The sequence below is a fragment of the Sinomicrobium endophyticum genome (assembly GCF_052983315.1).
On sequence record NZ_JBRKIS010000066.1, the window covers coordinates 120,829 to 141,144 of the forward strand.

Sequence of the window (20,316 nt, forward strand, 5' to 3'; positions counted from 1 at the left end):
CAATGAAACGAATCATATATATCATCTTTACAGCGGTCACTTTAGTCGCTTGTAATGTAGACCGGTTTCCCCACAAGGATATCCGGGAAGAAGAACTCTTTGAGAACGAAGGCGCCATAGAAGCGGTAACTTTGGGTAACTATTCCATATTGAAAGGAAATGCTGATGGATACGGATTTGCCCCGCAATTGCACCGCTACAGCGAGTATCCCGGGGATAATATTTCCCTGAGCGGAACCACTACCGATCCGTTGTTCTATGCTTATAACTATCGGAATATAATAAACAGTTACCGCTCCAACGACCTGTGGTCTTCCGGCTTCAGAGCCGTGGTTGGTTGCAATAAGGTGATATCGCTTATAGAAGAAGGGGAGTCCCCGGAGTCGGATCAGCTTATCGGGGAGAATTACTTCCTCCGGGCCTATGTTTTTTTCGAAATGGTAAACATTTACGGAAGGCCCTATTCCCAGGGAACATCCAATCCCGGGGTGCCGCTTAAACTAACGGCCGATGTCAACGACCTTCCGGACAGGAACACGGTAGGAGAAGTATACGAACAGGTAGTTTCCGATCTGCTGAAGGCCGAATCCCTGATGAACATAGAAAAGACCAATGCCTATGCGACCAAGGAGGCGGCACAAGCCTTGCTTTCCAGGGTATATCTCTACATGGAAGAAAATGAAAAAGCCATAGAATATGCGGATAAGGTAATTAACTCCGGGCGTTTCCAACTGCTCCCCCGATCGGAAATGGGGAGGTACTTTGCTAAAGCACCCGAAGAGAATACGGAGACCATTTTCTGTTTGCGATACCATAAAGAATCCGATTACAGTAACGGATGGTATACGGTAGGATCGTTGTATGCCAGCATACAAAATGTCGGCTGGGGCGAAATGTACGCTTCCGCTTCATACCTGGACCTCATTAACCGGCATCCCGAAGATGTGAGAAAAGAATTTATAGAAGCTCAGTATCTCAAAGACGAGGATGGTAACCTTATACCTGCTGTTTACTGGACGGATGCCGAGTATAAATACCAGTTCCGGAAAACTTTTAAGCAAAGCGGAAAAACCTATTTTAAAGAAGGGGAGACCAATGTGGAAGTACAGGAGGAAGCCGACGGAACCAATACCAGGTATTACTTTATACATGGCGGTAACAAGGTATATGTTACCAAAGATCACGATATGGAAAAACGAAACGGGTATCCCAAGTTTTACATTCTCAAAGCATCCATGCAGGAAAATATCCCCCAGTTGTGGTCGCCCGTAGTGTCCCGCCTGGCGGAAATGTACCTGAACAAAGCGGAGGCCTATGCCAAAATGGGTAACGGAGGTGAAGCCATTGCCAATGTGGATATCCTTAGGGAAAGGGCCGGAATACCTGCCTATGAAAATGCTTCTGATCTCCCCGCAGGTCAGGATGTCCTGGATGTAGTACTGGACGAACGCCGGCTGGAGTTTGCCTATGAAGGGCACCGTAAATTTGATGTTTTCCGTAACAACCGGGTATTGGACAGGCGTTATCCCGGAACCCATCTTAACGGTAACAATCCCTATTACGAAGTGCAACCCACGGATAACCGTGTTATAGAATATATCCCCGAAAACCAGATCAATGCGCAACCGTCATTGATACAGAACGATTAACCAAAAACCACTTAAGTTATGAAGCATTTTATGAAACAGTTTTATGTATTGCTAACGGCAGTACTCCTTATTTCCTGTGTAAACGGAAACATTATACCGGGAGATCCGGACCAGGACCCCGAACTGGAATTTTCCATCCGTGTTTCCCCCGGAGGAAACAGTTGGGTGGTGAACAACCCGGAAGCCAACGGAGACATTATATTTGATTCCGGTATACACAACTGGACCAATACCGATCATGTTATACGTACCTGGTTTAAAGTAAGCAGGGCGGGAGAAGTCCACGTAGGCCTGAATGCCAAGGCTCCGACCGGCGTATCGGTAGTAAAAGTTACCCTGGGAGAAGAAACCAGGGAAATAACCCTGGAAAATACCGATTATGAAGATGTCCCCGTAGGGGTATTCGAAGTAGAGGCTCCCGGCTATTACTATGTGGAATTGCAGGGCAAGGAAAAATCGTCTGCTTACATAGCCGATGTCAACGAAGTACTCCTGGGCGGAAGCGCCACCGAAGAAAAGGTGTATTATGTAAAAGACGATTTTTACTGGGGCAGGAGAGGCCCTTCGGTACACCTGGGTTATGAAGTACCCACTACGGAGGATATCCTTTGGTTTTACAACGAGATCACCGTACCGGAAGGAGAAGATGTTCTGGGTTCTTACTTTATGGCTAACGGGTTTGGCCAGGGGTATTTCGGTATCCAGGTAAACTCGGAGTCGGAACGCAGGATATTGTTTTCCGTGTGGAGTCCGTATGAAACCGACGACCCTTCCAGTATCCCGGATGATTATAAGATCATACTGCTGGATAAAGGAGAAGATGTACATGCAGGTGAATTCGGGAACGAAGGTTCGGGCGGACAGAGCTATAAGAAGTTTATGTGGGAAGCGGGGACGACGTACAAATTTCTGTTGAAAGGAGAACCGTCAGAAAACAATTCCACCGATTTTACCGCCTGGTTCTATGCTCCTGAGACTGGCGACTGGCAGCTTATTGCCAGCTTCAGAAGGCCGCATACCAGTACCTACCTGACCAGGCCGCATTCTTTCCTGGAAAATTTCCGGACCGAAACCGGGTTTAAAGGCCGTAAAGGGCTTTATACCAATCAATGGGTAAGGGACACTGCCGGAGAATGGCATGAACTCACTAAAGCTAAATTCACCGCGGATGCCACAGCCCGCAAAGAAGCCCGTATGGATTATGCCGGGGGCGTGGAAGGAACAGGCTTTTTTATGAAAAATTGTGGCTTTTTCAGTGAAAATACACCAATAGACAGCTATCACACCAGGGAAGCTACGGGAGTCCCCCCTTCCGTAGACCTGTCCGGACTGGAATAAAACAGTCAGGGAAGATAATAGCACTTTAGTTTTTATTTTTAGTTATTTTGATTTGGCAAAAAGCCGTTCTGTAAATACAGGGCGGTTTTTTTCTTTTTACAATGGAAAAGAGAAGGTTTTTTAGTAGCCACGGATACACGGATGCTTTTTTATTGCTCCCTTTCGGGGGGAATGTTATTCAGGGCTGGGGTTCAGGACAGAGGGTACAGGCTTGAAATTCCGTTACCCCGGCCCTAAAGGGAGCGGAATTTCCGGGAAGCTTTTGTCAAGAGAAAGAAGCAAAGTTAATCCCATTAAATGGGTCTAATTCCCCAACGCCTGTCCTGATCCTGATAATTATCGGGGTTGCCCCGAGGTAGTTGATTATGTAGAAATACTGATTTTCCTCCGTCCCACCCTATAGGTAATATCATTTAATTAGTGTGATATTAGTTTGAAAAAGAGATATGTTCTACATTTTACAAGTCTCTAAAGGCTCCTCCCTTCATCCCGATAATCATCGGGATGAAGCGGGGAAGCTTTGTTGAATTATAACGGGGCAAATACAGAAGAAAAAATAAAAGGCTCCTCCCTTGTGATGAATCTTGTCCACCGAAGAAGGAGGAAGGTACCCGAGCGCAGCGAGGGGGGAGTTGTGACCTTTAAAAACGTTACAGCTCCCCTCTTGAGAGGGGCCGGGGGTGTGTATTGAGGGGCCAGGGAGGTGTCCCTTTAAGACAATTCAATCTCTTATCTGCCCAAAACAAATTTTGTCAGATAATAGAACAACTCAAGACGAGTTCTATTATAAAAGGTATACAAAAAGTCCGGGTATCCTATCAAAACCACAAAGGAATCAAAGAGTGAAATAGTTTGTAATCCGGAGTTTATTTCTCCGTGGCCTTTGTGCCTGCTTTGTGAACTTTGTGGTTAAAAATCTTTTTAGAGACCCTCGTAATCCCGATTTTTGTATCCTGATTACGCCCAGTCCAGTTCGGAAAAATGTTTTTCCAGGTATTTCTTTACATCCACAATATCGTCCTTGGCCGTCAGGTCCGGAACATGTTCCGCAAAGGGAATACCAATTGCAGATTCCGGAAGATCATTGATCATGTTCAGCAATGCGGTGGGAAGTTCCTTTTCATTCCTTTCCGGGTGGATCGGGCAGTTTTCCAGGTAAGGGTAAAATGCCTTTCCGTCAAATTTAAAGGCATTCATACTTACCCGTATCTTACCCTTTTCATCCGCGTATTTCGGAATATCGTCTACGGCCGGTTTTTCTACAATATTAAGTAAAGCATTATCATTGTCCATATGGGCAACGGCAAAACGGGATACTCTTTCGTGGGGAAATTCCAGCGAATCCCGGTCATAGGCGATAAATGCATTAGGAGCTTCCGCTTTTCGCAGTTCGAGCAAAGCTTCGGCGGAATACAGGTTGTCGCTGTTGCATACGGAATAGGCCTGCTTGTTCAGTTCCGGGTATTGTTCCACTGCCTGGAAAAGGGCATCTGCCGTCCCCAGCGGTTTTTCCCTTCCTTCGGGGATATATTGCACGGCAAAAGATATATTCAGACCGTGAAAATCGTTGTCTTTGGTGTTACTGCCATAGAATTCCTTGAACAACCCGCCTTTTTCACTGATTACAATATAGATATTTATGTACCCGGCTTTCCGGGCATTGTAGAGAACATAATCCAGCAGGGGCCTTCCGTTGGGGCCTACCCCGATGAGTCCCTTGCTTCGTTCGTTGGCCTGGTTGGTCTCTTCTTCCGTAAGTGATGCGGATTGTGTCGGTTTTTTCATTCGGGAAGAAGCTCCTCCCGCTAAAATAATCAGATTGTCGTGCATGTCTCTGGTTGTGTTTTATTGTTAGGTTTGGTTGTTGAGTTAATGGGTTATTGGGTTAATAAGTTAATTGGGTGTTGACTAAATAACTTATTAGTACATGACAAAAATCGGTTTTGTACAATTTGATCGGAAAATCAGTTTAACCCCGACCCTAAAGGGCAATGTCATTTAGTTAAGCCAATTTGTTCGTTTTTTGGCCTTTTTTAAAGCTCCCCTCTTCAGATGAAGAGGGGTGGACCGCTTTGCGGGACGGGGAGTTTTGACCAGCCCGAACCTTGGCGCATATACACAATGTTTACGTTTATACCAATGGTCCGGGATTTCAAACCCTCCCCCCTTCGCTACGCTCGGGTACCTCCCTTCATCTGAAGGGAGGAGCCTTTTGTCCTTTTCTAAACATACTTCTTTTTCAGCCTATTATAACACTAACTAAATGACATTGCCCTAAAGGGAGCCTGATTTTCCTCGATTTGCTCCCTTTAGGCTGGGGGTAACAAATCGAGGAATTATCGAAATTTAATTTTTGTCATGTACTAAAAAATAACTTATTAACTCAATAAATCTATCAATTCCATTATCTCTTCCCAATTTTCAGTCACAATTTGTCATTTGTTATACCACGCGGTTCCCTGTTTTCATTTCCCGGTCTACGGATACGGAGTTTATGGGTATTGACCAAATAACCGAATAGCCCATTAACCCAATAACCACACTCACAGTCCCTTCCCGGTTACGATTTGTTAGTTGTTTTTACAACAGGACTCACTATCCTCGCCCCCTGGTCTACGACTACTTCATAAGCGTCTCTTGCCCCGGCATTTTTGAGCGCCCGGATAACTTCCTGTCGGTTTTCCGGGGCAATGACCACAATGCTGCCCCCGCCCCCTGAGCCTACTATTTTGGCCCCGTAAGCGCCGGCTTGTAGTGCTGCTTCCACCATGGCATCTATCCGCGGTACGGTAATGTGCAGCAGGTCGCGTAAAATATTGTGATGCTCGTTCATCAGGCTTCCCAGGTGTTCCATGTCGGGATCTTTTCCTTTCAGTATTTCCAGGGCCTGCCGGGTACAGGCGTGGTTTCTTACGGCAGCTTCAAAGAACGGATGCAGTTCTTCCGGAAGCATGTCCAGGTATTGCGGAATTTCTTCCGGAACGGTGTCCTCCAGCACAAAATTTTCACGCTTGTTCTTTATATGGGCTACAGCCTCCAAAGCGTTATTTTTCAGCCTGCTCAGTGTTCCTATGGTTTCTTTTGGGATACCGGATTCCGCTACAATGAGCCCGTCCAGGGTGTCGCCTATGATCTGGCAGGAAAAATCGTCCCCGGTGTCTATATAAACGATATTTCCCACACCTATGCTATACTGGTCCATCTTCCCGCCCGGTTCACCGTGCTCCAGTACTTCCGCTTCATAAGCGATCTGCGAAAGCAGGGCAGGGGTTATTTCCTCTTCCGTGCCAAAAGTGGTGGCCAGGAAATTCACCCAGGCAACCACCACAGCGGTCGAACTGGATATCCCCGCGTTCATCGGTACTTCGCCCCTGATCTCTATATCATATCCCGTATCCGGCCTGCAGCCATAGCGGTGCAGCACTTTCAGGGAAGATACCAGGTAATCCCGGTAAGTGAGTTCATCCGCGGAAACATCCAGGGCAATACTCCTTTGGTCGTTGAGGTCCGGTAGCAGCAGGTTAAACCGTTTTTTATCGTTTTCCGTAGCTTTAAGCGTAACAAACCGGTTAATAGCACAGGCAATTACAGGAAGTCCGAGATAGTCCTGGTGATCTCCGAAAAGGCACACCCGGCCGGGGGCTATAGAAAGTATTTCTTCTGTTTTTTTTAAGTGGGTCATGTAATTCAGGTTATCTCATCGAAACTAAAAAGCACTGTTTGTGTCTGTTAATACGTTCCGATATGGCTAAAATTTTTAGTGCATTACAAAAATTGAATTTCGATAATTCCTCTCCCGATCCCGATAACTATCGGGAGAGGTCAAACTGATTTTCCTGTCAAAATTTTACAAAAACGCTTTTTGTCACGTACTAAAAGCTAAAATATAAAATCCCTTTTTAGGGAAGAACAAATATACAAATTGTGTGTTCGAACACAAATGTATAAAAAGAATTAATTATTTTTATATATTTGAATGTTAAATAAAAGCAATGCTGAGGAAAAAGTACACCATCGCGGATATAGCCTTCATGGCCGGGGTTTCTAAAGGTACTGTGGACAGGGTTATCCACAAGAGGGGCAAGGTATCCAAAAAGGCTCATGAGAAGATCACTAAGATACTTAAAGATATTGATTATCAGCCTAATCTAGTCGCCCGAAACCTGAAAAAGAACAAGACGTACAGGCTTTTGGTATTGATACCGGACCCGGAAAAGGACGCCTATTGGGCTCCTTGTGTAGAAGGAATAGAAACGGCGGCTGTCGAATTCCAGGCTTTTGGTGTGATGATCGAAACCTTTCTGTTTGATCCCACCGCTACAAAAAGCTTTATATCCAAAAGCAAAGAAGTGCTGAAAAACAAACCCGACGGCGTGGTGTTTGTCCCCCTGTTCTATAAGGAGGCGCTCACTTTTGTAGAGAGTTGCAAAAAGAACAGCATTGCCCTGGCTACGTTCAACAGTTACCTCAGCGCCGATAATGCCAGGAGTTTTATAGGCCAGGACCTGCACCAGAGCGGAAGGGTGGCCGGAAAACTCATGTACACCCTGCTGGCCGGTAAAAGACAGGCGGCTGTGGTGCATATGGACGAAGCCTATAAAAATGCCATCCACATGCAGGAAAAGGAAAAAGGGTTCCGCGATTACTTCGAAGGCCTTAAACAGGGACACGAAATAATTACACACAAAGTTCCGCATAAAGACATAAAGAACGTACGGAAGTCCGTTAAAGATTTTCTGAAAGACAATCCGGAGATATCCGGAATATTCGTCACCACTTCCAAGGCGTACCTTCTCGCCGAAGCGCTTCAGCAGGCACAGCCTTCCATTCCCGTTGTGGGCTATGACCTTATAGATAAGAATATCGAATGCCTTAGCTCCGGCAGTATTGATTTCCTCATACATCAAAACCCGAAGCAACAGGCCTACCTCGGTGTCAGTTACCTGTCCGAATACTTTGCCTTTGACAAGAAAATCCCGGATAATAAACTCTTACCTATAGATATTATAACTTCTGAAAATTATATGCATTACCTGGAATAAACGTAATAACCTTTTATCCCTTTTTTTAGTATATGACAAAATTCAATTCCGCGGGATTTTCCTCAATTTTTGAGCCCAGCCCTAAAGGGAGAAATTGAGGAAAATCAGGTTCCCCTGCCTGGTCGGCAGGCAGGCTTTAGGGTTGGGGTAAAACTGATTTTCCGACAAATAGTGCCAAAATCTAATTTTGTCATATACTAAGCCGTTTTTTGGGAGCTTAGTTTAAAAAGAATGGCCAGGTACGGTTAACTTGTTTCTATAGTGTTCCGTTGTATGTGCATGATCCGGGCTCTGTTTTTTTGGAATATCTACGATTTAAGGTACTGCAATACAATTATTTAATGATGTTTCAAACCTTCCTTGTTTCCGTCTTATGTTTTGATTTACAGTGTATTAATGTTTTTTTCGGAAGGGGTTTTTTACCGGACAAATCTTGGATTTACTCTAAATAACGAAAAAAAAACGTTCCAGGTGTTTGATTATAACAAAAGTCTAGTAATTTTGTAGACTATTAAGTCGTACCGGTAAAAGTTAAAAAGATGTTGGAAAAGGAATTAGAGTTAAGCGTAGAAACCATGAGTAAATATTATCTTAATTACCTCGATGAACTCGAATCGGAAGCCATATATGTATTGCGTGAGGTATGGGCGCAGTTCCAGAATCCCGTTATTCTTTTCTCGGGAGGTAAAGATTCCATCGTAGTAACCCATTTGGCACATAAAGCGTTTTATCCTGCCAAAATACCTTTTGCGCTGATGCATGTAGATACCGGGCATAATTTTCCGGAGACCATAGAATTCCGGGACAGGTTAATAGAAAGCCTGGGGGTAAGGCTTATTGTAGGTTCGGTACAGGAATCCATAGATAACGGACGTGTAGCGGAAGAAAGAGGAAAGAACGCTACGCGTAATGCCCTTCAGATCACCACTTTGCTGGACGCTATAGAAGAAAATAAGGTAGACTGTGCCATAGGAGGAGGGCGCCGGGACGAAGAAAAAGCCAGGGCCAAAGAACGTTTCTTTTCGCACCGGGACGATTTCGGACAATGGGACCCTAAAAACCAGCGTCCGGAGTTGTGGAATATCTTCAACGGCAAACATTTTGAAGGAGAGCACTTCCGGGCATTCCCCATAAGCAACTGGACGGAAATGGACGTGTGGAACTATATAAAGAGAGAGAATATACAAATTCCTTCCCTCTATTTTGCCCATGAAAGAGAAGTCGTGTGGCGCAATAATTCCTGGATACCCAATTCCGAATTCCTGAAACTGGAAGAACACGAAGAGGTAATAAAGAAAAAAATACGTTTCCGTACACTGGGAGATATCACCATTACGGGAGGAATAGAGTCCGAAGCGGATACCGTAGAGAAAATTGCCGAAGAAGTTTCGGCTATGAGGCAGACGGAGCGCGGTAACCGTTCCGACGACAAGCGTTCGGAAACTGCCATGGAAGACAGGAAACGCCAGGGATATTTCTAACATACTAAGGATTAAAGAAAGAAAGAAAACATGCAACTAGATAATAGTCAATTATTGCGATTTACCACGGCCGGTAGTGTGGATGACGGAAAAAGTACGTTGATAGGCCGTCTGTTATACGACTCCAAATCTATTTTTGAGGATCAACTGGAAGCGGTGGAAGCGACCAGTAAGAAAAAAGGACATATAGGGGTAGACCTCGCTTTGTTTACCGACGGCCTTCGGGACGAGAGGGAACAAGGTATTACTATCGATGTGGCGTATCGCTATTTCACCACCCCGAAAAGAAAATTTATCATTGCCGATACCCCCGGGCACATTCAGTATACCCGGAATATGGTTACCGGTGCCTCTACGGCCAATGCGGCCATTATCCTGGTGGACGCGCGTCATGGAGTCATTGAGCAAACCAGGAGACATGCGTTCATCGCGTCGCTTCTCCAAATACCACATATTATAGTATGTATAAATAAAATGGACCTGGTAGATTATTCCGAAGAAGTGTTTAACGACATCGTTGGCCAGTTCGAGGAATTCTCTTCCAAGCTGCTGGTAAAAGACATTCGTTTCCGGCCTATCAGTGCCTTGCTGGGCGATAATGTGGTGAACCGCTCGGAGAATATGCCCTGGTATGAAGGAGCAACCCTGCTGTATACACTGGAAAACATGCATATCAGCAGCGATACCAATAAGGTAGATGCCCGTTTCCCCGTGCAGACCGTACTGCGTCCGCAAAGTGGGGAATTCCGGGACTATCGCGGTTATGCCGGACGGATAGCAAGTGGTATTTTCTACAGGGGAGATGAAGTTACCGTACTTCCCTCGGGTTTTACTTCACGCATTAAATCCATAGATACGTTCGATGGCGAACAGGAAGAAGCCTTTGCGCCTATGTCCGTGTCTATTACCCTGGAAGATGATATCGACATCAGCCGTGGCGACATGATCGTGCGGACCAATAATCAGCCCGAAGCATCCCAGGATCTCGATGTTATGCTGTGCTGGTTACAAGCTCGTCCCGCCCGTCCCAGGGCCAAATACACCATAAGGCATACGTCCAACGAGCAAAAGGCAATGATCAAGGAAGTACTTTATAAGGTGGACATTAATACGTTTGACAGGAACCTGGAAGACAAAGAGATCGGTATGAACGATATTTTAAAGGTGAAAATACGCACTACCCAACCCCTCATGTTCGATTCCTATCAACAAAACCGCACTACGGGAAGCCTGATATTGGTAGACGAAAGTACCAACGAAACCGTAGCGGCAGGAATGATCGTTTAATATGAAGCCAGACCAACTCCTGGAGGTAGCCATAAAAGCAAGCCTGGATGCCGGAGAAAAAATAATGGAAATATACGATAGCGGGGATTTTGATGTGGATTATAAATCCGATAATTCCCCGCTTACCACTGCAGATGTGTCCGCACATCATATTATAATGGAATACCTTGATAAAACAGGTATTCCCGTACTTTCCGAAGAAGGCAGACAGCTTCCGTACGAAGAAAGAAAAAAATGGGAAAAACTGTGGATAGTAGACCCTATAGACGGTACCAGGGAATTCATTAAAAAGAACGGGGAATTCACCGTTAATATAGCCCTTATTCACCAACAGGCACCGGTACTGGGAGTAATTTACGTGCCGGCATCCCGGGCACTTTACTTTTCCGGAAAGAAAATCGGTTCGTTTAAATGTGAAGATATAAGCCTGGAAAACGGTACATGGAAAAAACAGATATCCGATGCCGTTAAACTTCCCGCTAAAAGAAATAAGAAGGCATATACCGTTGTCGCCAGCAGATCTCACCTTTCCCCGGAAACCAAAGATTTTATCGATGCATTAAAAGAAAAATACGGGGAGGTAGAAACCATTTCCAAAGGCAGTTCCCTCAAACTTTGCATGGTAGCCGAAGGAGAAGCCGATTGTTACCCGCGTTTTGCCCCAACGATGGAATGGGATACCGCAGCCGGACAGGCCATCTGCGAACATGCCGGCTTTAAGGTCATAGATTACACCACAAAAGAAGAAATGAAATACAACAGGGAAAACCTGCTGAATAACTGGTTTCTTGTGCAGTAAATAAACATATAGTCATAAATAAAAAGCTGTTTTCTATGGAAAACGGCTTTTTTTATGGAATGTCATTCTGTAAATTTTTAGCCACGGATACACGGATGTAATAGTATGTTATAACGATTCGTGTATTTCCTGATTATGGATTTCTTTGGTCTTTGGAAAGTTATGTTTCGGGTTAACAGGTTAATAAGTGGATTGAGTTATTTGGTTAATGAGTTACTCGGTTATTTAGGGAGAATGTTATAAAAGGTATACAAGAAGGCTCCTCCCTTCAGATGAAGGGAGGTGGCTCATCTATGATGAGACGGAGGGTTTGATATCTCGGACCGTATGATAAGCGCAAATGTTAGGGTATATACGCCAAAGCCTGGGCGTGTCAAAACTCCCCGTCCTGCAAGCAGTCCGTCCCTCTTCTCCCATGGTTTCAATATACATCGGGATTATCGGGACAGTGGAAACAGAGTCTTTTACTTATTCCCGATAACCTAATCTCCGTATATAGCCCGAGCAAAGGTGGCTGAGTGCCCCGGCTCCACCGGGGTGTATCGAAGCCACCGGCTCCCCTCTCCTTCCCAAAAAAATTACACGGGTTCATTATATATTTATACATTTATAGGATCAATGAAATGACAACAAAAAGGAGTAGTATGAAAGGAATAGTCCTTGCCGGGGGTTCCGGTACCCGTTTATACCCGGTAACCAAAGGTGTTTCCAAGCAGTTGCTTGCTATCTATGACAAACCCATGGTCTATTATCCCGTTTCCGTGCTTATGCTGGCCGGGATACGGGAAATACTTCTCATATCCACCCCGGAAGACCTCGGCAATTTCCAAAAGTTATTGGGTGACGGGTCGGAACTGGGGATTAACCTGCACTATGCGGAGCAACCCAGTCCGGACGGATTGGCCCAGTCTTTTATTATAGGCCGGGAATTTATAGGAGACGATAACGTATGCCTGGTCCTGGGCGATAATATATTTTACGGTCACGGTCTCACCGATCTCTTACAAAGATCGGTGCGGAATGTGGAGGAAGATAACAAAGCCACCGTATTCGGCTACTATGTACAGGACCCGGAGCGGTATGGGGTCATAGATTTCGATACGGAAGGCAATGCCCTCAGTATCGAAGAAAAACCAAAGGCCCCTAAAAGTAATTATGCCGTTACCGGGCTTTACTTCTATCCGAATTCCGTAGTGGATATTGCAGCACAGGTAAAGCCCAGTGGCAGGGGAGAACTGGAAATAACTTCCGTAAACCAGGAATACTTACGCCGTGGCGATTTAAAAGTAGAACTCATGGGGCGGGGATTTGCCTGGCTGGATACGGGCACCCACGAATCCATGATGGAAGCCTCCAATTTTATCCAGACCATAGAAAAACGACAGGGACTTAAAGTGGCCTGTCTCGAAGAAATAGCATTTGACCGCAAATATATAAACAAGGAGCAGCTGCTCGCCCTGGCAGAACCCATGCACAAAAGCGCGTACGGACAGTATCTGTTGCGAAAAGCGAATAGGGGTGGAGAGCGGTAAAAATGCAGGGTTAAACGTGTAGTTAATTTTGAGTTAACAGCAAATAAGTTCCTTCCGTAAACTGAGTACCATTCTTTTAGTTGTGAGTTTTGGAGTGGGAGTTATTCGGCTATTTAGGCAGGATGCTGGAAAAAGCATATAAAAAAAGCTCCTCCCTTGTGATGAAGGGAGGTACCCGAGCGCAGCTACGGGGGGAGGGTTTTGAAATCCCAAGCCATAGGGATACTCCCAAACGTTAAGGCAAACAGGCCAAAGCCTGGGCTTGTCAAGCTCCCCGTCCCGCAAAGCGGTCCACCCCTCTTCTCCCGATAATTATCGGGATGAAGCGGGGAGCCTCTATTGAGTTATAATGGGGTAAAAAAAGGAGAAAAAACCAAAAAGGCTCCTCCCTTGTGATGAAGGGAGGTACCCGAGCACAGCTACGGGGGGAGGGTTTTGAAATCCCAGGCCATAGGGATACTCCCAAACGTTAAGGCAAATACGCTAAAGCCTGGGTTTGTCTTCATCACAAGAGAAAACCCTGGCAGGGTTTATTATTGGGAAACAAGTGCCATAGGAAATGAGATACATGAAAAAGACACAAATTCATAATCTTAAAGAACTCCGGGAATACCGAAGTGAACTGCGTAAAAATATGACTCCTGCCGAGGCATTCCTATGGGAACATATAAAAGCGAGGAAGGTTAATGGATATCGTTTTACACGTCAGCATAGCATAGCTAATTATATAGTAGATTTTTATTGTGCTAAAGCACATCTTATAATAGAGCTGGATGGAAAAGTTCATAACAACCCGCAAGCGGAGGAATATGATTTTATCCGAACAGAAGAATTGAATAAAAAGGGATATACCGTACTTCGTTTTGAAAATAAAATGGTCTTTGAAAACCTTGAGTTTGTGTTATGGGAAATCAAAGAATATTTAAAAGAATAGAAAAATAGTATTGATAATAGAAAAATCAAGAGGCTCCTCCCTTCAGATGAAGGGAGGTACCCGAGCGTAGCAATGGGGGGAGGGTTTGAAATCCCGGGCCATAGGGATAACCCCAAACGTTAAGGCAAATAGGCCAAAGCCTGGGCTTGTCAAACTCCCCGTCCCGTAAAGCGGTCCACCCCTCTTCTCCCGATAATTATCGGGATGAAGCGGGGAGCTCTGTGGAGTTATAATGGGGTAAAGAAAGGAGAAAAAACCAAAAAAGCTCCTCCCTTGTGATGAAGGGAGGTACCCGAGCGCAGCTACGGGGGGAGGGTTTTGAAATCCCCGGCCATAGGGATACTCCCAAACGTTAAGGCAAACACGCGAAAGCCTGGACTTGTCAAACTCCCCGTCCCGCAAAGCGGTCCACCCCTCTTCATCTGAAGCGGGGAGCTTTAAAAAAGGCCAAAAAACGAACAAATTGGCTTAATTAAATGACATTGCCCTTTAGGCGATGCATTGGACCCAGTCGAAATGGCTGGGATAACAATCCCGAAAGCCTGCCTGGCCGGCCAGGCAGGCTTTCGGGAGAGGAGGTATCGAATTTTGTCAAATACTAAAAAGAGGTGATCTTTGTATATAGAAAAACATTTGGGGTAAATGACATAACAATCCCTGTTTGAGCCATAGTCCATCCCAACACAGGGCGAATAAACAATTTGTGTATTCATGCCCAACAAAATATAAACAGTCAAAGATTCCTGAAATACAGGATCCGGACATAAAGAATAAAAAAGAATATATGAACTTTACCCGAACCGAAATACCGGACGTCATTATATGCGAACCGGAAATACATGGAGACCACCGGGGATATTTTATGGAAAGTTTCCGGCAGGACCGGTTTGAGGCATTCCTGGGTCAAAAACCGGATTTTTGCCAGGATAACGAATCCAGGTCCTCACAAGGAGTACTCCGCGGCCTGCATTACCAGTTGCCCCCTCATGCACAGGCAAAACTGGTGCGGGTCATCGAAGGCCGGGTGCTGGATGTGTCGCTCGACATACGGAAAGGATCGCCCACCTTCGGGAAATGGGTAGCCGTAGAGCTTTCCGGGGAAAATAAAAAACAGTTGTTTATCCCCAGGGGATTTGCACATGGTTTTGTAGTATTGAGCGAAACAGCGGTTTTCTCTTATAAAACAGATGCCTACTATCACCCGGAAAGCGAGAGAGGCATACGCTATAATGATCCCGCCCTTGGCATAGACTGGCAGTTGCCCGAAAACCGGTTAAAACTGTCCGCCAAAGACCAGGACCAGCCCCTGTTTGCCGAAGCCGAGTATTTTGAACTTAAAACCGAACGAAATGGGTAAAATACTGGTTACGGGAGCATCCGGGCAGGTCGGTTCCGAAATAAAAAAACTGTCCGCCTCCCGAAAAGAAAATTTTCTCTTTGCCCACCGGGATGCGCTGGATATTACCCATGCCGGAAACGTACGGCAGTTCCTGGAAAAACACCCGGTAGAAGCCATAATTAACTGTGCTGCCTTTACCGCCGTAGACGATGCGGAAGACAATCCGGAACCGACTGCACTGGTGAACAGCAAGGCGGTGGAAATACTGGCAGCAGTATGTAAAGAAAAGAACCTGAAGATGGTACATCTTTCCACGGACTATGTTTTTGACGGACAAAAGAACAGCCCGTATCTTGAAGAAGATCCCGTAGCCCCGCTGGGTATCTACGGCAAAACCAAATGGGAGGGCGAAGAAGCGATGCGAAAGATAAATCCACCCCGGTCGGTAATCATCCGTACCTCATGGGTATACGCATCCCGGGGAAATAATTTCGTCAGGACCATGCTGAAATTAGGAAAGGAAAAACAAACCATAAAGGTAGTAGACGACCAGGTTGGAACCCCCACCCACGCTGCCGACCTCGCTGCCGCCGTCCTGGAAATACTTCCCGGGCTGGACAATGAGAACGTAAAGACCTATCACTATACCAATGAAGGCGTATGCTCCTGGTATGACTTTGCAAAGGCCATTATGGAATACGGTAAATTACCCTGCCAAGTAATACCCGTCCCCTCCTCCGAATATCCTACCAAAGCCAAAAGGCCACAATTTTCCGTGTTGAGCAAACAGGCCTTTAAAAGAGATTTTAAAATGGATATTCCGTATTGGAGGGATAGTTTGAGAGGGTGTTTGAAGGGGATGGGGTGAGCTTGAAATTCCGTTACCCCGGCCCTAAAGGGAGCGTAATTTCGGAGAAGGTTTTGTCTAGGGAAATGAGTGCAGCTAGTTGTAGATATGTTGATTTTCCTCCGTCCCACCCTTTAGGGCCGGGGTTCAGGACGGAGGGCGCCCAGGTTACTATAAACAGATTTTATGGTTTGAACAGGAAATGAACAAAAAACACCCATATCACGATGAAAGCATGTGGAAAGGTGCCTTTGCTCAGATTTTTGCGAGAGCTAAAGTCTTAAGAGAGAGCATGACCGAAGCTGAAAAATTGTTATGGGAAGAATTAAAAGGAAATAAATTGGATGGATATAAGTTTCGGAGACAACACCCCATACATAAATTTATTGCCGATTTTTATTGTCACAAACTAAACCTGATTATTGAGTTGGATGGTGAATATCATAACAGCCCGGAACAGAAGAAACTGGATTTGGAAAGGGAGGAGTTACTTACATTTCAGGAAATAAAAGTTATTAGATTTACAAACGATCAGGTTTTAAATAATATGGATATGGTAATGCAGGAGATTAGAGAAATGATATATAATCTTAATACCGAATGAAGGAATAGAGAGTGCTTGAGGTTTGAAATTCCGTTACCCCGACCCTAAAGGGAGCGGAATTTCGGAGAATATTTTTATCGAAGGAAATAAGTGAAGCTAGTTGTAGATATATTGATATCCCGCCGTCCCACCCTTTAGGGCCGGGGTTCAGGACGGAGGGGGCAGACGATACGAGCTTGAAATTCCGTTACCCCAACCCTAAAGGGAGCGGAATTTCGGAGAAGTCTTGGTCAAGGGGAATGAATGAAGTTAATATGTAGATATGTTGATTTCCCTCCGTCCCACCCTTTAGGGCTGGGATCCGGGACGGAGGGCACACAACAAAAAACAAACAACAAATATGTCCGAAAAAAAGAAAATACTGGTTACAGGGGGATTGGGATTTATAGGATCTAATTTCATTCCTTATTTTCTGGAAAAATACCCGGATTATCATGTGATCAATCTGGATGTCATCACCTATGCCGGGGAAGAGGAAAATCTGGCGGAACTGGATAATAACCCTCGTTATACCTTTGTAAAAGGCGATGTGTGCGACAGGGACCTGGTGGAGACCATCTTTTATCGTTTCGATATCAGTGGGGTTATCCATTTCGCGGCGGAATCGCATGTGGATAATTCCATCAGCAACCCGGGAGTATTTATCGAAACCAATGTTAAGGGAACCTTTACCCTTATCGATATAGCCTACAGGTACTGGATGCAGCGGCCTTTTTCCTGTAAGCCGGGCTATGCGGACTGCCGTTTTCACCATATTTCAACTGATGAGGTCTACGGCACCCTGGGGGAAACAGGGCTTTTTACCGAAAAAACCCCTTATGCCCCCAATTCGCCGTATTCTGCGAGTAAGGCGTCGTCCGATATGATTGTGCGTAGCTATCATCATACCTATGGTATGAATACCGTTATTACCAATTGTTCCAATAATTACGGCCCAAAACAGCACGATGAAAAACTGATACCTACCATAATCCGGAAAGCGCTGACGGGAGCACCTATCCCGATTTATGGTGACGGGGGTAATGTGCGAGACTGGCTTTACGTAAAAGACCATTGCCTGGGGATCGACCTGGCTTTCCATAAAGGCGATGCCGGGGAAGTATATAATATCGGTGGGAAAAACGAAAAGGACAACAATTATATAGCCCGTACCGTCTGTGATATCCTGGATGAAGTATGTCCCGGAACATCCGGTTCTTATAAGGACCAGGTCACCTATGTGGAAGACCGCGCCGGCCATGACAGGCGTTATGCTATAGATGCGGCCAAAATAGAAAATAAGCTGGGCTGGAAAGCCGAAGAGAATTTCGAAAGCGGTATCCGGAAGACAGTAGCGTGGTATGTGAAAAAGTACCGGGGGTGAAATCCGGGGCCGTAAGGACTTGTTAAAACGAACCGTTCTGTAAAGTAGTCTATCCCTCTTTTAGTTGTTAGTTTTGGAGTTGTGGGTTTTGGGAGGGAGTCGTAAAAAGGCTACGAGAAAGAGACAATCTAGGAATTGCTGAAATTCTATTTTTGTCATGTTCTAAAATTCCCGGTTTAATCTTTTTGCCCGGAGATATTTTTCCAGCCCGGGACATGGTAGGATGTCCGGGTCTGATTTTCTGTGCCTCCATATATAAGGGCCTTGTTTACCTGTGTTGGAGATACCATGGTTTCGAACCTGTCCGGTTATTTCAACCGGCTCCACTTTTATCACCTCCGCAGTCTTACAAAACGAGGAGCAGTGCGAGGGGTACTCGCAGGGTCTTAAATACTTCCTGGAGCAGGCATGGGAAGCTTTATTCCTGGGAATCTATTTTGATCTTTTTGACGGGTGTCAAAAACATCGGCGACTTTGATAAACCCGTTTTTCTGGTCTACCGAATAGATGATTTTATAACTTTTATGTACTAGGGCCTGTTAACACTACCAGAAAAGATGGATTTTTGAGTATATTTTTTGTCTATCGAGGCATGTTTGACGAGTTTGGCGCTGCCAAATAAGGAAAAAATAACGAAGAGAGGCAGAAAATAGGCCAAAAAGCCGCTTTGAGTGTGTAGTGTTAACAGGCCCTAAATAACGATAAGGTTCTTTACGCTCCTGTAGCAGTGGTTCTGCTTGTCCGGAAGATGGATTGTGGATTAATTTTTGAGGTTCATTTATAAGGCCAATGACCAATTTTTTGGCAACTCTTGCGCTGGCATTTTCACTATAATATTCAAAAATATCGTCGAGTTGCCTCTCGGCAAATTCAGACCAGATAACTTCGAATTCCATTATTTATATTTGGAGAGTAGTTCAGAAGCTCGTTTAAACCTATTATTATTAAAGTCAGATTCCGATTGATCTATCCTTTGGTTTAATTCTTCCTTTGTCATTGGTTTGAAGTCTTTGTGAACGGCTGCTTTTCGCTCTTTTTTTAGTAATTTTTCGAGCCGGGCGATAGCTTCCTCACTTTGGAGTTTTAAAAACTCTTGGACAAACTCTATTTTCCTGGTTTGCAAATCCATACTATTCACTTTTTAATCAAAGATACGAATTTACTCCATTAGACGAGTTTAATTCCCCCGATGCCCTATGTCGAAATATGATATCCTAGTTTGCCGAAGGGCGTTGTATTAAGTTAAGGTTCATTTGTTTGAATACTTTTTCACGCGCGTTACACCTGTGCTGATCCCGATCCCGATATTATCGGGATTATCGGGATATCGAAGTAAACGCATTATACGACAGCCCTCGTTTCCGCCGGGCTTAAACAAGGACAGTGGAAACCCGGTTAGGGTTTCGGCAGAGAGGCCGAAAGGTGGTGATCTGCAATCGGCGTAAGGTGGCTTACGATGCGTTGCAAAACCAACACTACAGCCATACCCGGCAGGAAAAACGCAAGCTGCGCGACAGCAGCTATATCCGCGAAGTACAGCAGCACGAGGCCAAGGGGGTAGAACGTACCGGCACCCGCGGCGCCAGCCGGTGGTTGATCGCCATAGCGATTATGGTCTTTATAGTCCCTTCCCGAGTGCTCCGGAAGCACTTCCGGTTTTAAGAACCGTGTAGATTTTTGTTTCCAAACAAGCCCGGATAGCCCCATTTAAGGGAATGCGTATACACGGAACCGGGTTGGGTTAGCGGCTAAAGCAACCCGGTTAGCGGCGAACTTAATTAAGTTCGCCGCTTTTGTATTTGCGTATGCATTCGTAAGCAACCAGGTTGACCGCTAACCCAATTGCTTACGCATTCATCCCCTTTTCCTTTTACGGCTAAAGAGGTTCATGGCACCGTAAACTCATTCCCCTGAGCGGTCAACGTAACCCGGTTTACCGTCAAAGCAGTTGGGTATGACATCAAAAGCAACCCGGTTAGCGGTCAACGTAACCCGGTTTGCCGCTAAAGTAGTTGGGTATGACATCGGAAGCAAACCCGTTAGCGGTCAACGTAACCCGGTTTGCCGCTGAAGTAGTTGGGTAGGACATCGGAAGCAACCT

The 20,316-nt window shown here is 45.3% G+C and carries 17 protein-coding genes; 13 read left to right on the plus strand and 4 right to left on the minus strand.

The genetic code is table 11. From position 1 onward, the window contains the following. Positions 1–2 precede the first annotated feature (2 nt). Together ACVBDU_RS22910 and ACVBDU_RS22915 are read left to right on the plus strand one after the other, a co-directional pair. A complete protein-coding gene (locus ACVBDU_RS22910) occupies positions 3–1,649 on the plus strand; it encodes a RagB/SusD family nutrient uptake outer membrane protein (protein ID WP_447181996.1) in 1,647 nt (548 codons plus the stop codon). An 18-nt stretch (positions 1,650–1,667) separates the two neighbouring features. After that, on the plus strand, positions 1,668–2,987 hold the full coding sequence (locus ACVBDU_RS22915) for a DUF3472 domain-containing protein (protein ID WP_447181997.1): 1,320 nt from the start codon (positions 1,668–1,670) through the stop codon (positions 2,985–2,987). Between the two features lie 957 nt (positions 2,988–3,944). On the opposite strand, the gene ACVBDU_RS22920 is transcribed toward ACVBDU_RS22915, so the two are convergent. Then, the gene (locus ACVBDU_RS22920; protein ID WP_447181998.1) at positions 3,945–4,817 is read right to left on the minus strand and encodes a sugar phosphate nucleotidyltransferase; all 873 of its coding nucleotides are present in this window, start codon (positions 4,815–4,817) and stop codon (positions 3,945–3,947) included. Positions 4,818–5,547: 730 nt separating this feature from the next. Next, positions 5,548–6,669 carry a mevalonate kinase family protein gene (locus ACVBDU_RS22925; protein WP_447181999.1) on the minus strand — a complete coding sequence of 374 codons (1,122 nt, stop codon included), beginning with the start codon at positions 6,667–6,669 and terminating at the stop codon, positions 5,548–5,550. Positions 6,670–6,979: 310 nt separating this feature from the next. Between ACVBDU_RS22925 and ACVBDU_RS22930 the strand changes: the two genes are divergently transcribed. From ACVBDU_RS22930 to rfbB, 10 genes are all read left to right on the plus strand, one after another. Further along, positions 6,980–8,029: a LacI family DNA-binding transcriptional regulator gene (locus ACVBDU_RS22930; RefSeq protein ID WP_447182000.1), complete on the plus strand. Its 1,050-nt coding sequence runs from the start codon at positions 6,980–6,982 to the stop codon at positions 8,027–8,029. A 575-nt stretch (positions 8,030–8,604) separates the two neighbouring features. After that, a complete protein-coding gene (gene cysD, locus ACVBDU_RS22935) occupies positions 8,605–9,510 on the plus strand; it encodes a sulfate adenylyltransferase subunit CysD (protein ID WP_447182013.1) in 906 nt (301 codons plus the stop codon). Positions 9,511–9,540: 30 nt separating this feature from the next. After that, a complete protein-coding gene (cysN, locus tag ACVBDU_RS22940) occupies positions 9,541–10,797 on the plus strand; it encodes a sulfate adenylyltransferase subunit CysN (RefSeq protein ID WP_447182001.1) in 1,257 nt (418 codons plus the stop codon). Position 10,798: 1 nt separating this feature from the next. Continuing rightward, entirely contained in the window at positions 10,799–11,596 is a 798-nt protein-coding gene (gene cysQ / locus ACVBDU_RS22945) for a 3'(2'),5'-bisphosphate nucleotidase CysQ (RefSeq protein WP_447182002.1), read from the plus strand. 644 nt (positions 11,597–12,240) lie between these two features. Next, positions 12,241–13,128 carry a glucose-1-phosphate thymidylyltransferase RfbA gene (gene rfbA, locus ACVBDU_RS22950; RefSeq protein ID WP_447182003.1) on the plus strand — a complete coding sequence of 296 codons (888 nt, stop codon included), beginning with the start codon at positions 12,241–12,243 and terminating at the stop codon, positions 13,126–13,128. Positions 13,129–13,696: 568 nt separating this feature from the next. Then, complete coding sequence (locus ACVBDU_RS22955) at positions 13,697–14,062, plus strand: endonuclease domain-containing protein (RefSeq protein ID WP_447182004.1); 366 nt, start codon at positions 13,697–13,699, stop codon at positions 14,060–14,062. 784 nt (positions 14,063–14,846) lie between these two features. After that, entirely contained in the window at positions 14,847–15,419 is a 573-nt protein-coding gene (gene rfbC, locus ACVBDU_RS22960; RefSeq protein ID WP_447182005.1) for a dTDP-4-dehydrorhamnose 3,5-epimerase, read from the plus strand. Next, positions 15,412–16,269, plus strand: coding sequence for a dTDP-4-dehydrorhamnose reductase (gene rfbD, locus ACVBDU_RS22965; protein ID WP_447182006.1), 858 nt, complete (start codon positions 15,412–15,414; stop codon positions 16,267–16,269). Before rfbC ends, rfbD begins: the two co-directional genes overlap by 8 nt. Before the next feature lie 181 nt (positions 16,270–16,450). Next, complete coding sequence (locus ACVBDU_RS22970; protein ID WP_447182007.1) at positions 16,451–16,852, plus strand: endonuclease domain-containing protein; 402 nt, start codon at positions 16,451–16,453, stop codon at positions 16,850–16,852. A 340-nt stretch (positions 16,853–17,192) separates the two neighbouring features. Then, entirely contained in the window at positions 17,193–18,215 is a 1,023-nt protein-coding gene (rfbB, locus tag ACVBDU_RS22975; RefSeq protein WP_447182008.1) for a dTDP-glucose 4,6-dehydratase, read from the plus strand. A gap of 545 nt (positions 18,216–18,760) precedes the next feature. Here the strand turns inward: rfbB and ACVBDU_RS22980 are convergent. Continuing rightward, positions 18,761–19,111: a type II toxin-antitoxin system RelE/ParE family toxin gene (locus ACVBDU_RS22980; RefSeq protein ID WP_447182009.1), complete on the minus strand. Its 351-nt coding sequence runs from the start codon at positions 19,109–19,111 to the stop codon at positions 18,761–18,763. Continuing rightward, positions 19,111–19,344 (minus strand): hypothetical protein, encoded by a 234-nt coding sequence (locus ACVBDU_RS22985; protein ID WP_447182010.1) that lies wholly within the window; start codon positions 19,342–19,344, stop codon positions 19,111–19,113. Before ACVBDU_RS22985 ends, ACVBDU_RS22980 begins: the two co-directional genes overlap by 1 nt. A gap of 293 nt (positions 19,345–19,637) precedes the next feature. Between ACVBDU_RS22985 and ACVBDU_RS22990 the strand changes: the two genes are divergently transcribed. Continuing rightward, the gene (locus tag ACVBDU_RS22990) at positions 19,638–19,877 is read left to right on the plus strand and encodes a hypothetical protein (RefSeq protein WP_447182011.1); all 240 of its coding nucleotides are present in this window, start codon (positions 19,638–19,640) and stop codon (positions 19,875–19,877) included. The last annotated feature ends 439 nt before the right edge of the window (positions 19,878–20,316 follow it).

Excerpts from the sequence above, each read along its gene's own strand:
- ACVBDU_RS22925 (WP_447181999.1), bottom strand. The coding sequence starts at position 6,669 with ATGACCCACTTAAAAAAAACAGAAGAAATACTTTCTATAGCCCCCGGC.
- rfbB (WP_447182008.1), top strand. The coding sequence starts at position 17,193 with ATGTCCGAAAAAAAGAAAATACTGGTTACAGGGGGATTGGGATTTATA.
- ACVBDU_RS22970 (WP_447182007.1), top strand. The coding sequence starts at position 16,451 with ATGAACAAAAAACACCCATATCACGATGAAAGCATGTGGAAAGGTGCC.
- ACVBDU_RS22930 (WP_447182000.1), top strand. The coding sequence starts at position 6,980 with ATGCTGAGGAAAAAGTACACCATCGCGGATATAGCCTTCATGGCCGGG.
- rfbC (WP_447182005.1), top strand. The coding sequence starts at position 14,847 with ATGAACTTTACCCGAACCGAAATACCGGACGTCATTATATGCGAACCG.
- cysD (WP_447182013.1), top strand. The coding sequence starts at position 8,605 with ATGAGTAAATATTATCTTAATTACCTCGATGAACTCGAATCGGAAGCC.
- ACVBDU_RS22980 (WP_447182009.1), bottom strand. The coding sequence starts at position 19,111 with ATGGAATTCGAAGTTATCTGGTCTGAATTTGCCGAGAGGCAACTCGAC.
- rfbD (WP_447182006.1), top strand. The coding sequence starts at position 15,412 with ATGGGTAAAATACTGGTTACGGGAGCATCCGGGCAGGTCGGTTCCGAA.
- ACVBDU_RS22920 (WP_447181998.1), bottom strand. The coding sequence starts at position 4,817 with ATGCACGACAATCTGATTATTTTAGCGGGAGGAGCTTCTTCCCGAATG.
- ACVBDU_RS22910 (WP_447181996.1), top strand. The coding sequence starts at position 3 with ATGAAACGAATCATATATATCATCTTTACAGCGGTCACTTTAGTCGCT.
- rfbA (WP_447182003.1), top strand. The coding sequence starts at position 12,241 with ATGAAAGGAATAGTCCTTGCCGGGGGTTCCGGTACCCGTTTATACCCG.
- cysN (WP_447182001.1), top strand. The coding sequence starts at position 9,541 with ATGCAACTAGATAATAGTCAATTATTGCGATTTACCACGGCCGGTAGT.
- ACVBDU_RS22915 (WP_447181997.1), top strand. The coding sequence starts at position 1,668 with ATGAAGCATTTTATGAAACAGTTTTATGTATTGCTAACGGCAGTACTC.
- cysQ (WP_447182002.1), top strand. The coding sequence starts at position 10,799 with ATGAAGCCAGACCAACTCCTGGAGGTAGCCATAAAAGCAAGCCTGGAT.
- ACVBDU_RS22955 (WP_447182004.1), top strand. The coding sequence starts at position 13,697 with ATGAAAAAGACACAAATTCATAATCTTAAAGAACTCCGGGAATACCGA.
- ACVBDU_RS22985 (WP_447182010.1), bottom strand. The coding sequence starts at position 19,344 with ATGGATTTGCAAACCAGGAAAATAGAGTTTGTCCAAGAGTTTTTAAAA.